Source organism: Bacteroidota bacterium, from assembly GCA_013360915.1.
Taxonomy (GTDB): Bacteria; Bacteroidota; JABWAT01; order JABWAT01; family JABWAT01; genus JABWAT01.
Map to the genome: position 1 here is coordinate 15,634 of JABWAT010000008.1, position 12,154 is coordinate 27,787.

Here is a 12,154-nt window from a genome sequence, read left to right on the forward strand (position 1 = left end):
ATGGGGTTGGCCAGCACCGGTACTCAGCCGGTACCCAAACCAAAAAGGAGTTACCCATGAAAACGCAATCTTCTCTTCTGACTGCCTTCACCTACCTGGCCATCGCAGGAACCGCCATCTGGCTGACCGGATGCGATTCTTCAACCAAATCTGAAGACGATGCCAGCACATCTGAAGACAACCTGACAGCCGTGCAACTGATTGCCGGTGACATTGCCTCTGATACCGATGGCGAATTCAGTGAACTGGAAACCATCGCCGCCTATGAATCAGGTTCCGTTGGCAAATTCGGCAAACCGGCCATTGATACTGTGATCACCCGCCCGAACATGACCATCAGTCTGTACCGGAAGTTTGCAAGCGTCAGCGGCGATTCCACCGACAATTATGTCGAGGGTTCTTCGACCGCACTGGTATTTAAACGCAGCATGACAGGTGTGTTTTCCACACCCGAAGGCATGACCCGCAACACCCGTTATAAAGAAATCAACCGGTATAATGCTCACACAGTGACCGGCCTTCTTCCCACAGAAACAGCCATCACCCTGAATGGCACCGGTACCCGTTCCAATTTCCATGAAATGAAACGGACCATTCGCAATCAGTCAGTGACCGAAACTTTCTCTCTGAGCGGATCAAGTACCCGTACCAACATCGTGATTAACAAGAATGACGGTAACAACTGGCCGGAAAGCGGAACAGCGGTTTACACCCTGACCATCACAAAAACCAAAAGCCGCGCTGACAAGTCAGGTGAAAGAACCTTTACGCGCACCATCACCATCACCTATAACGGAACCGAAACACCGGATGTGACCGTGAATGGCGAGAAATTTAAAATTGGTCTCAAGGACGGCGAAGTCACCAAAAAGTAACAGACTGGCAACCCTGCAACCACAGGCCGGATCAAACCGGCTTGTGGTGTTTCAGGAAACAACCAAAACCCATGAAAACGAACCGGACTCTTCTTTTGCTGCCCCTGCTGACTGCCCTCTGGCTGCTGAGTGCCTGTCAGTCCTCCACTCCTGTGGATGTGGATCCGGACGATCCGGAAGAAACCAATCCGTTGATCCTTTCAAACACAGATGTGCTGGTGGATGATGAGGCCGAGGACCTTCCCCGTCTCGATTCATCCATGATCATTTCCGTCCTGGGATATCCGAACCTGATTCCAACCAAACGGTTTTTCACGGGTATCTCTCTGAGGCATCGTCTTCATGGAAACAACTTCCTCAATTATGGGACGGTTAAGTTCGGATCGGTTACTTTAAACCATCCCGGTGTTGGCTATTTATTAAGTATCTGGGATTCATCCAATCCAACCGGCCAGGTGTATACACTCACTGCAACCGGATCCTCTGCCATCGAAGACTATTCAACCACCATCAGCCTGCCAGCCATGTACCGGATAACCAATCTGACCAACAACCAGGTCATTCCGGTCAGTGAAAAGCTTCGTCTTGTTTTTTCAGAACCGGTCAGCCCGGCAAGCTTTTTCCTGCACCTGGTCCCCGACAAAAAATATGGTCCAGGTGAAGAACTGCCAGCAGGAAAGAAATTTTTAACCATCCGGGTGAGCCGGCCGACCAAGGTCATTGTCATTCCGAAACCCTATCTGAAACAACTGGCGGCCCGGTTCCGGCCCCAGCAGGTCAATTACTACCTGATGGTGGCCAATGGCAAATTCCGCCAGATTGATACGCTCTCGGTTCAACCAAAGGCTGGGGGACCGACCCTTCAGCTTCCTGTTTATTACCGGAACCGGTATGAGATTCCGGTTATTCTGAGCGGAAAATGAACATGTGGACCACCGGTTTTCTCCTTCTGTTTTTTCTGTCGGATTCCACGGGTCAAACCGGGGAAGAAAGACGGCCATTGACGTTCATTCCGGTTTCCATCACACAAACCGACCTGAAAGCGCTGGATTCATCCTGGCCGATAAACCGGCGGTTTTACGGACTTCTGACCGATCAGATTAAATCAGTCAGCGGAGGTTCGGTCTACTTTGATCTGGCTTTTCCGGCCCGGGATTTTCTTCATCCTGAATCGGATCTGTACTGGTATACTGTTCTGACGCAATACCAGAACGTGCATGTTCTGGCCCCGGCCGCACCCGATAGTCTGCTGATGGGACAGTTTCCCGCACCCCGCCAGCTTTTTTTTCCTCCATTTCCTGATGTGATAAAAGTTACTGACCGGGGTCTGGTTTGCCGGAATCTGCCGGGAACGGATCCGTCACTTGCCAATCGGGATCTTTGGATTCCATGGCCTGAATCGGCTGTCACCGGACCTTCCTTCACTGGTCTGATCACCGGACAAATCCGGCCTGACAGCGCTGATTATTTTATTTTTGCGGACCTTCCGGGTCTGACTTCGTATGTTGTTCATCCGGGAACGCAGGAATCATGGGCCACCGGACGGCTCTATGCCTGGAGTATTCAATCGGTCCGTGACGGGCGCTGGGCCTGGTTCCTCCCTGACTGGGTGTGGATCCTGTCGTCCTTGGGTCTGATCGCACTGGCCTCTCTGATCGTCTTCATGCCCAACCGGCAGCACAGGTTGTTTCTGACCCTTCTGGTTGCAGGCAGTATCCTGGTCCCTGTTCTTGCCAGATGGACCGGGTATCATGTACCGGCCCTGATCTGGTTATTTCCACTGCTTCCCCTGATTCCGTTTCTGTTTCACCGGCTCTATGTGGCACTGCGGGGTGCTCATCAGGATAAGGCCCCCTCATCTGATCCGGTTCCTGCCGGGCCCGATCCATCGGTTCACAGAGAACTCACCGATCTGAAGTACAAATTGCGCTTCTACGAAGACATGTCTTCCAATCAGCCACCAGCTCCCACAGAAGGTCCTGATGGGTTGTGGTACGATCCCAAAGGGTCCTTTGCCGACCTCATTGGCCGGGCGGCTGTGGTGGCTTCCTCGGATATTTCGGTCATGATTCTGGGGGAAAGCGGAACCGGGAAAGAACGATTGGCCCGGTTTATTCACGATCGGTCGGCCCGTGCAAAAAAACCATTCATTGCCGTCAACTGCGCCTCTTTCAATGAAAATCTGATTGAGTCTGAACTGTTCGGATATGAAAAAGGGGCCTTTACCGGAGCCATTCAGACCAAACCGGGACGGTTTGAACTCGCCGATGGAGGAACGCTGTTTCTCGATGAAATTGGTGAAACACCTCCCGCCTTTCAGGTCCGTTTGCTCAGGGTATTACAGGAAGGCCTTTTTGAACGGGTAGGTGGTGTCAGTCCCATACGGGTATCGGTACGGATCATAACGGCCACCCATCAGCATCTGCCTACCCTGATCAGTCAGAAGACCTTCAGGGAGGATCTGTACTTCCGGCTGAACGGCTTACAACTGACCATCCCTCCCCTTCGCGAACGGAAATCGGATATCGGTCTGATTTTCAACAACCGGCTGGCTTTAACATCACCCGAAACCCGTTTTTCCCCTGCTCTGGTGGACTATTTGCAACAACAACCCTGGCCGGGAAATATTCGGCAATTGCTGGCTGCAACGGACCGTGCCATTCTGAATGCCAGAATCATGAACCGGACCTTTCTACTGCCCGATGATTTCGAACTTGGACTCACCGGACAGACTCCCTCCACGGACCAGATGGCCGACTCGGTTCTTGCCGCCCTGCGTGACGACCGGTTCCGGCACAGGAGCTTTACTGCCGCCGCCACCTCTCTGAATCTTCACCGGGTGACCATCACCGATTATTTCAGGGGTTGGGTGATCAGGTATACCTGTCAGAATCCGGATTTCAGGACGGTTTCTGCGTTGCTGGCTGGTGTGACCGAACCCGAAAGCATGGAAAAACTGCAAGAGAGGGTCCGGGAATATCAGGAAGGAATTTTCTCGAGAATTGATGAAGGTCTGGCTGCCGGAGAGACTGTAGAGCAACTGATAAAAGGCCGGTTCAAGAATCTGCCATCCTTTTTCCTTCCCGATCTGCAAACACTGATAGACAGGAGAATCAAACCATGAAATGGTGGCTGGTTCCCTGTCTGATTCTGTACACCCGTTTGCTGCCTGCTCAGCCGGTTGAACCCTTCTCACTCGTTCCTTCCGCGACCTACCAACTGGGCGTTGATGGCTGGTGGTTCAGAAACACCCTGACTGGTGTTCCTGTGTTTCAGTCTTCACTTTATGGAAAAATACGGGGAGGAAATTGGGAATCCGGACTGATTCTGAGATTTAACGATGAACAGGCCTTTTCGATTCCGGTCACCGAGCAGGTGATTTTACTGCCCGACAGCACCGAACTGACCGATCCCGAGGCCGTTTCAAACAACCCGTCCGTCCTGCGCTACTCATGGCCTGTGTCATTGGTCGGACAATGGCAAACAGGTGCATTTCGTTTTGAAACAGCGGCCCATTGGCTCATTCAGGAGGCTTCTGAACCTGAACCCATCCTAAAAACAGCTTCTCCGGGACTTTATTACATCGATTGGAAGACACCGGTCACCACTGCTCACCGGGTGGTGCTTCAGGGCGGGCTTTCCTGGATTTCTGAATCTCTGACCCTCACTGGTGGCTGGTCTGGACTGAGTGTGCTTGAATCAGGGGACCCCGGATCACTCAGTGGCGTCACTTCCACCATCCGACCCGATTTCCGGATCCGGTATCAATGGCCGGAGATTCAGATTGAAGGTGGATTTATGCAAAATGCCTGGTTCACCGGACTGACCGCCTCGACTGGTTTTCCCGGACTTTCCCAACCGGTGAAATCGGGTCTGCGGGTAAGAAAACCAGTGTCTGCCTACGAGATCACTGATTTTCAGATTCAATCGGTCTTCCCTGTGTACCCCTTTCTCGATCTGGTGATTGCCGGCCGGATGGCAGCCTGGAAAAAGGACCGTTTTTCACCCGATGATCTGAATGCCCTGCTGACCAACCAGGCCCACACGACCGATCCCATGACCCCGAATCAGAGCATTGGTGTCGGAATCCGGTTTAAACTGGATCCGACTTTCCGGAGCAACCCGGTGCGGTTAACCAGTCAGAAAACGTATCTGTCATCGGTTTACTCGGCCAAACGGTCTTATTACGCTTACAATCCGGCCGCCACCCTCGATCTTTTCAATACCTCTCCAGATGCCGAGGCGGTTCAGATTTCTGCCAGAACGGCCAAAGCACCCATCAGTTTTCAATCGGGTCAGCTGGTTCTGCAACCGGGCGAAATCAGGCAGGTCCCGGTTTATCTCTATCTGGGAGAAACCTCTTTTCCTACAGGTTCTGTGAGTGATCAGCTGGATATTTTTCTGGTCCGTGATGGCAAGGAGGAAAGGCTGACCAGCCTGGCCCTTGAAATCCACGACCGGAATGCCTGGGATGGTGATACCTGGGGGCTTCGCTTTTTCCTGACACCCCAATCGCCCGATATTTTATCATTCAGCAAGTCACGGTTTATTGAGGCAGGTCTGGCCGGTGCTCAGGTGGGTGACTCAATCCGGTTTTCCGGTCTCAGACGGTTTTTGTCCCTGCTGGGAACTTCCATGAGATACGTTCCGGATCCCTCCACTTCTTTTCTGACCGACCGTGTTCAATATCCGGCCGAAACCCTTGAAAAATCGGGTGGGGATTGCGAGGACCTGGTGGTTCTGACCGCCAGTTTCCTGATGGCGGTGGGAATGGATTGTGCTGTGGTCGATCTGCGTCCGGGAACACAACCTGGTGTGTCGCTGCCAACCGCACAAAATGGTACAGCCGGCCATGTTTTTTTGCTGGTGGATACCGGACTGACTCCGAGGTCCCAATCATTGACCGGGCTGAATGACTACCAGGCCGTTATCAGGAAGAATGCCTTTGGGGAGCCAACCATCTGGATTCCGGTAGAAGTCACCTTGCTTCCCAACGGATTTGATGCGGCATTCAGTTCTGGAGTCCAGCAATACTATGACCATGTGATTATCAATGACGGAGTCGGCAACGGCTCGGTCTATATCTATGATTTCTGAGGTGTGAAATGACTGCTTATTTTTCACTGCTGATTCTGTTGCTCAATCTTCCCGACCCGTTGGTCTGGACCCGGCTCGAATCGGGTCAGGCCTTCACTCTGAACCCGGTAAAGTCGGAATGGATTCCATTAAAGGAACGGGAACAGCTGCCGGCTCAATCGATTATCCTGACCAAACCGGGGACCCGGTTGTATGTTTACGAGGGGACCGAAACCAGCGAGGCCCCTGCCAATGCCTATTTCATTCTGGGAGATGTCTTACCGAAAACCACACCCGATCTGGTCAGGACCCTGACCCACATCGAACTGTCCCAGCTTCCTGCCGCACCGGCCACTCAGGAACAAACACCCCCTAAGCCGGGTATAACGTACGGGGAACTGAAAAAACAGGCAGAAGCCCCGGCGATTCCATTTTATCTGGAACGCCTGACCGCCATCGATTGGTTTGCAGCACATGGACAGCCGGGGGGAGCCCTGCTCAGCCTGAAACGCCTGGTCACCCGTTACCCGGATCTGTTGGAACGGGCCGATCTGGCCGAACGGTTGTTTACGCTCTACGATCAGCTTGGACTGGATGGTTATCTCTACGATGAAACCTCCCGGCTGATGCTCAGGCAAACACGTGGTGATACCGATCCGCTGCTTCGTCAGTGGAATGAGCGGGCCCGTCAGAAACTGACTCGCAGCGCACAGCCAAGGTAACCATTTTTTTCATCGGGTCGGGTTCTCCTGTAACTTTGCATTTTTTCCGGCTTGCCGGTATTTGAAATAAGGGTAGTATGCTCGACTTCAGAATGATTATCAACGGCACCATTCCCGGTGGAATATGGGTGCTGGTTTTTCTGGTGGTGGTTTCGCTGGGAATCATCACTTACATGTATCTCAGCAGTGAACTGATGAAAACCAAAACCTACATCCGGTCCCTGCTGGTTTCGGTCTTTGGCAGCGTTTTCGTTTACAGTCTGCTATTGTTGGCATTTCCTCCGGTGCGGCTGATTCCCAACGTGGTTATCAGTCCGGTATTTTCAAAAGATAAGGAACCAGGGGTCAGGGCGCTTCCCTATTTTCTCACTCAGGTCCTCAGAAAATCCTATCCCACCAAAATCAACACCATTCCGGATGAATCGGTCCTGACGGTTGTGAATTCCCATCAGTGGACCCATCCCGATTCACTCATTCAGTTTGCCCGTTTCAATCACATCCACTTTGTGGTGACTCTGGTCGAAAATCAGGATCAGTCCCTGACCATTACCCTGACCGATACCCGATATGGTGAGTCAAATACGTACGGAAGCTGGGATATTCCATCAGGACTGTCGCTCACTGACCAATTGGTCGAGGCAGGCAATGTCATCGTTTCGGCCATGTACCCCGATCTGAAAGTCTCAAAAAGCCGGTTAATTGAAGAAATCAGCCGGTCCCTTCCCTCTGACGAAAACGAGTTAAACCGGTTTATGGAAGCCCGCACCCTGATCACCGGTGGTGACTTTCTGGCTGCCATTCCCAAACTGGAAAGCTGGATTAAAGCGGATACCGGCTCTGCCTGGAATTATCACTATCTGGGCAAGGCCTGTCTGGGCCAATCGAGACGGGAAGTGGTTGATTCTCTCAAACGGAAATATTTCCTCAACCGCGCCAATTACTATCTGCTCGAGGCCGTAAAAAGGGACCAGACCTCGGTCGAATTTTTACATGAACTGGCCGATTACTATCTGCAAATGAGTCTGTTTGCCGATGCGGAAGACGTCGTTAAGGCCGCTTTTGTTCTTGATCCGTACCATTACAAGGGCTATCTGCAATTCGGTAGAATGCACATCAGCCGCTGGTCGGGCTTTCCGTTTCCAAATGATGAAAAGTTCCCGACACAAAATGCACTGGTCAGAAAGGCGACCGAGCTGAATCCGTTCTCTGCTGAAGCCTTTTACTTTGTGGGCTATCTGCTCGAAGGAGAAAGAAAACTGGAGGATTTACAAGGTGGCCGCTCTTTCGAAAACTACGCTAAAGCACTGGAACTGAATCCGAACTACCTCGAAGCCCTCTCAAACACCTTTCGGCTGAGCGTTCTGAAAGGTCAGTTTATCAACTCCAGACAGTATTATAACCGCATGCTGGAATTGTCACCCGGCAATCCGGATGCTGTCTTTTTCATGGGCATGAATTTTTACTATCAGTTCCTTTTCGATTCAACCATTTATTATTTCAACAAAAACCTGTCAATGAAACCCAATGCCAATGCTCATATGTACCTGGCGGCCACCTATGAGAACATGGGTGATACGGCAAAGGCAGTTGAACATTACACCATCCGGATTCTGAACAGGGAGAATGAGACAGACGCCATTGCGACCAGTGCTTACAAGCGGTTACGTGAACTGGATATCGCCGCCTGGCGGGAAGTCAATAAAAAGATTCCTCCGGTCATCCTTGAAGACTGACCGTTTAAAAAATCCCGCTCTCATCACCAGCCTGAAAAAACTGGAAACCAGCCGGCTGATTATGGGGATCGTCAATATCACCCCCGACTCCTTCTCGGATGGCGGCCGGTATCTGATGGCAGACGCCGCCATTGAACATGGTCTGAAATTACTCTCCGAGGGTGCCGACTGGCTGGATCTGGGTGCAGAATCCACCCGTCCGGGAGCCGCACCTGTTCCTGAATCACTGGAATCGGACCGGCTGCTCCCGGTGATAGAAGGAATTCTGAAGCACCGTCCTGATGCCGTTTTATCCATTGATACCACCAAATCAGCAGTGGCAGCCCGTTGTCTGGAGCAAGGCGCTGCCGTGATCAATGACATATCGGGTGGTACTTTTGATCCGGGAATGATCCAAGTGGTGGCCCGCTCGGGTGCTGGTTACATTGTCATGCACATACAGGGAACCCCAAAAACCATGCAGGCCAACCCGGTGTATCAGGATGTGGTAGCCGAGGTGGCTGGTTTTCTGAACACGCAGTGCCGGTTGGCGCTTGAAGCAGGTGTCCCTGCCGTTTTCAGGGATCCCGGTTTCGGTTTCGGAAAAACGCTGGAACACAACTATCAACTCTTAAAAAACCTGCCTCGCCTGTGCCATTCCGGTCAGCCGCTTGTTGTCGGACTTTCCAGAAAAAGTATGATTGGCCTGGTAACCGGCAAACCGGCCGGTGAACGGGTGATTGGCTCTAAAATTCTTGAGTTTCAGGCCTGTCTGGGCGGTGCCCGGCTGCTCCGTGTCCATGATGTGGCCGAAACTGTTGATATGCTGAAACTGCTTTCCTTCATGGAAAAGGTGTCCTGATGCCTGTCAACCAGCCGATGACCATCCTGATTCCAGCCTTTCAGGCTGCCTCGTATTTGCCCGATCTGATGGAAAAAATCGGAAAAGTGGCCCCGGATATTTCCGTGATCATTGTGGATGATGGCAGCAACGACGGCACCGGCCAACTATTATTCCCCCCGAACTGTCTGCTTCTGAGTAAGGAGAAAAATGAGGGGAAAGGGGCTGCCATCCAGACCGGACTGAAGCACATCAGGGGAGGATGGGTCCTTTGCATGGATGCCGACCTGCAGCATGACCCGGATGATTTACCCCTTTTCATCGCCCATTTGAACCGGTACCCCGACACCGATCTGATTGTCGGAAAACGTCGTTTCGACCCGCCCATGCCTGTTCAGAGGCGTTTGAGCAACCGGCTCAGTTCCTTTCTGACAGCCCTTCGATGCCGCCATCCTGTTCCGGATGTTCAGTGTGGATTCCGTGCCTTCCGCCTGGAATCACTTCCCCGCTTCAACTGGAATGACACCGGTTATCTGTTCGAAACGGAAATGATCATGAAAGCCCTCCTGAATGGTTGTAAAGTTGACTGGATTCCCGTTTCAACCATTTACAATTCCAGCCATAGCCACATTCGTCCTTGGGAGACCATCCGGAAATTTGTAACTTTGTGGCTTTTGTCTTTTAGCTGGGAACGGAATGGCCGACCACGCCTTCAATCGTGAACGACAGGAACTGGCAGACATCCTCAGAAAAAAGGGGATTTCAGACGACCGTGTGCTGGCGGCCATCGCCTCTGTTCACAGACACCGGTTTGTTCAGTCAGCACTGATTCACCGGGCCTATGAAGACGTGGCCCTCCCCATCGGACTGAATCAGACCATTTCACAGCCTTACACAGTGGCCGTGATGACACAGGCACTGGGCGTTCAGCCCGGAGACCGTATTCTTGAAATCGGGACGGGGTCGGGTTACCAGGCAGCCATTCTTGCAACCATGGGGTGTCAGGTCTTTACCATCGAACGTCATCTGGAACTGATGAACCAGGCCAGAACCCTGCTTGAAACCCTTGGATACCGTGTGGTGTTCAGGTGTGCCGACGGGACTCTTGGATGGTCAAACTATGCCCCGTATAATGGCATTGTGGTGACGGCCGGGGCTCCTGTTGTACCTGATTCACTGATTAAGCAACTGAAACCCGGCGGACGGCTGGTCATTCCGGTCGGTGATGAACGGATTCAGAACCTGAAAGTAATCAGGCTGCTCGATGACAACCGAACCCACACCGACACCATCGAAGGGTTCAAATTTGTGCCGCTGATCGGTGTTCACGGCTGGAAATCCTGACTGGAAAAGCGTATGCCAATTAAAGCCATTGCGTCCTCATTTACCGGCTGGTCCTACCGCCTGAAACATTGGGTCGAAGAAAAGGCCAATCATGCTCACAGTCGCTGGTGGCTTGCCTTTATCTCGTTTATCGAAAGCAGTTTCTTTCCGATTCCCCCCGATTTTCTCATGATTCCTCTTGCGGTTTTGCAACCGAAGAAATCGTATATGTTCGCCTTTATTTCCACAGTTTTCTCCGTACTGGGTGGCGTGGCTGGTTACTTCATCGGGCTGTGGGCCTATGACCTGATCGGAATTTACATCATGGAATTCATCGGGTGGATTGCCGGAAAACCGGGTGATGTCATGCTGGAAACTGCACGAAATTATTTCCTTGAATATGGGGTCTGGGCAGTGATTATTGCCGGATTCACCCCAATTCCCTACAAGGTGTTTACCATTGCGGCGGGATTCTTCGGGATGGCCCTGCCGGCCTTTGTATTTGCATCGGTCATCGGACGCGCAGGCCGGTTTTACCTGGTCGCCACGTTCATCTACTTTATCGGACCGAAAATCAAATCATTTATTGATAATTACTTCGATAAAATTCTGTTAGCCGGAACAGCCCTGCTGATTCTTGGTTTTGCTGCTCTGAAACTTTTATAAGTCTGGAAAGGATCGTCTGTGAGTCTGCTTGTCGTCGGGTCAGTTGCCCTCGATACCATTGAAACACCGTTTGGAAAAGCTGATGACGCCCTGGGCGGATCGGCAACCTTTATCACCGCTGCTGCCTCGTTTTTTTATCAGGATATCCATCTGGTTGGTGTGGTTGGCGGTGACTTCCCAAAAGTTCATATAGATTTTCTCAAAGACCGGGGAATCAATCTGAACGGATTGCAGATCATCGAGGAAGGAAAAACCTTCCGCTGGCACGGCCGGTATCATTTTGACCTGAATACCCGCGATACACTCGACACTCAGCTGAATGTGTTTGAATCTTTCAATCCGATTATTCCTGAAGCAGCCCGTCAGGCCGATATTGTTTGTCTGGGTAATATACACCCCATCCTGCAAAGACAGGTTCTCGATCAGGTGATTAACCCAAAGCTGGTCATTGCTGATACCATGAATTTCTGGATCACCGGGGCTTATGATGAGCTAGTAAAAACACTGGCCCGGGTCGATCTGCTCAGCATTAACGATTCCGAAGCGCGTGAACTGGCCGGGGAGTATAACCTGATCAGAGCCGCCCGGAAAATCATGGCCATGGGCCCACACACGCTTATTATCAAAAAGGGTGAACACGGAGCCCTGCTGTTTACGCAGGATGAAGTTTTCAGTGCACCCGCCTTTCCGCTTGAAGATATTTTCGACCCGACCGGCGCCGGTGATACCTTTATGGGAGGCTTTGCTGGTTACATTGCCAAACAGGGAAAACTGGACAATGCCAACCTTCGCCGCGCGGTGGTTTATGGTTCAACGCTGGCATCTTTCTCGGTTGAAAAATTCAGCCTGGAGCGGTTGCAGGATCTGACCATGCAGGATATCAATCACCGGTACCGCCAGTTCAACAATCTCTGCCGGTTCGATCCGGATTAAACCGGC

Annotated in this window: 11 protein-coding genes; all 11 read left to right on the forward strand. The window is 51.8% G+C overall.

The window, feature by feature from the left end:
- Nucleotides 1-56 precede the first annotated feature (56 nt).
- The 11 genes from HUU10_10045 (at nt 57) to HUU10_10095 (ending at nt 12,148) form a co-directional block, all read left to right on the forward strand.
- Nucleotides 57-875 (forward strand): hypothetical protein, encoded by an 819-nt coding sequence (locus HUU10_10045; protein ID NUQ81939.1) that lies wholly within the window; start codon nt 57-59, stop codon nt 873-875.
- A gap of 71 nt (nt 876-946) precedes the next feature.
- Complete coding sequence (locus HUU10_10050) at nt 947-1,798, forward strand: hypothetical protein (GenBank protein NUQ81940.1); 852 nt, start codon at nt 947-949, stop codon at nt 1,796-1,798.
- A 740-nt stretch (nt 1,799-2,538) separates the two neighbouring features.
- On the forward strand, nt 2,539-3,999 hold the full coding sequence (locus tag HUU10_10055) for a sigma-54-dependent Fis family transcriptional regulator (protein ID NUQ81941.1): 1,461 nt from the start codon (nt 2,539-2,541) through the stop codon (nt 3,997-3,999).
- A complete protein-coding gene (locus HUU10_10060; GenBank protein ID NUQ81942.1) occupies nt 3,996-5,972 on the forward strand; it encodes a hypothetical protein in 1,977 nt (658 codons plus the stop codon). The genes HUU10_10055 and HUU10_10060 overlap by 4 nt, the downstream gene beginning before the upstream one ends.
- 8 nt (nt 5,973-5,980) lie before the next feature.
- Nucleotides 5,981-6,673 (forward strand): hypothetical protein, encoded by a 693-nt coding sequence (locus HUU10_10065; protein NUQ81943.1) that lies wholly within the window; start codon nt 5,981-5,983, stop codon nt 6,671-6,673.
- A 77-nt stretch (nt 6,674-6,750) separates the two neighbouring features.
- Nucleotides 6,751-8,406 (forward strand): hypothetical protein, encoded by a 1,656-nt coding sequence (locus HUU10_10070; protein NUQ81944.1) that lies wholly within the window; start codon nt 6,751-6,753, stop codon nt 8,404-8,406.
- Nucleotides 8,407-8,467: 61 nt separating this feature from the next.
- Complete coding sequence (gene folP / locus HUU10_10075; protein NUQ81945.1) at nt 8,468-9,247, forward strand: dihydropteroate synthase; 780 nt, start codon at nt 8,468-8,470, stop codon at nt 9,245-9,247.
- The gene (locus HUU10_10080) at nt 9,247-9,948 is read left to right on the forward strand and encodes a glycosyltransferase family 2 protein (protein ID NUQ81946.1); all 702 of its coding nucleotides are present in this window, start codon (nt 9,247-9,249) and stop codon (nt 9,946-9,948) included. The genes folP and HUU10_10080 overlap by 1 nt, the downstream gene beginning before the upstream one ends.
- Nucleotides 9,923-10,570, forward strand: a complete 648-nt coding sequence (locus HUU10_10085; protein NUQ81947.1) for a protein-L-isoaspartate(D-aspartate) O-methyltransferase — start codon at nt 9,923-9,925, stop codon at nt 10,568-10,570. The genes HUU10_10080 and HUU10_10085 overlap by 26 nt, the downstream gene beginning before the upstream one ends.
- A gap of 12 nt (nt 10,571-10,582) precedes the next feature.
- The gene (locus tag HUU10_10090; GenBank protein ID NUQ81948.1) at nt 10,583-11,215 is read left to right on the forward strand and encodes a DedA family protein; all 633 of its coding nucleotides are present in this window, start codon (nt 10,583-10,585) and stop codon (nt 11,213-11,215) included.
- Nucleotides 11,216-11,233: 18 nt separating this feature from the next.
- Nucleotides 11,234-12,148: a sugar kinase gene (locus HUU10_10095; protein NUQ81949.1), complete on the forward strand. Its 915-nt coding sequence runs from the start codon at nt 11,234-11,236 to the stop codon at nt 12,146-12,148.
- The last annotated feature ends 6 nt before the right edge of the window (nt 12,149-12,154 follow it).

Excerpts from the sequence above, each read along its gene's own strand:
- folP (NUQ81945.1), top strand. The coding sequence starts at position 8,468 with ATGGGGATCGTCAATATCACCCCCGACTCCTTCTCGGATGGCGGCCGG.
- HUU10_10070 (NUQ81944.1), top strand. The coding sequence starts at position 6,751 with ATGCTCGACTTCAGAATGATTATCAACGGCACCATTCCCGGTGGAATA.
- HUU10_10050 (NUQ81940.1), top strand. The coding sequence starts at position 947 with ATGAAAACGAACCGGACTCTTCTTTTGCTGCCCCTGCTGACTGCCCTC.
- HUU10_10060 (NUQ81942.1), top strand. The coding sequence starts at position 3,996 with ATGAAATGGTGGCTGGTTCCCTGTCTGATTCTGTACACCCGTTTGCTG.
- HUU10_10080 (NUQ81946.1), top strand. The coding sequence starts at position 9,247 with ATGCCTGTCAACCAGCCGATGACCATCCTGATTCCAGCCTTTCAGGCT.
- HUU10_10055 (NUQ81941.1), top strand. The coding sequence starts at position 2,539 with ATGCCCAACCGGCAGCACAGGTTGTTTCTGACCCTTCTGGTTGCAGGC.
- HUU10_10085 (NUQ81947.1), top strand. The coding sequence starts at position 9,923 with ATGGCCGACCACGCCTTCAATCGTGAACGACAGGAACTGGCAGACATC.
- HUU10_10065 (NUQ81943.1), top strand. The coding sequence starts at position 5,981 with ATGACTGCTTATTTTTCACTGCTGATTCTGTTGCTCAATCTTCCCGAC.
- HUU10_10045 (NUQ81939.1), top strand. The coding sequence starts at position 57 with ATGAAAACGCAATCTTCTCTTCTGACTGCCTTCACCTACCTGGCCATC.
- HUU10_10090 (NUQ81948.1), top strand. The coding sequence starts at position 10,583 with ATGCCAATTAAAGCCATTGCGTCCTCATTTACCGGCTGGTCCTACCGC.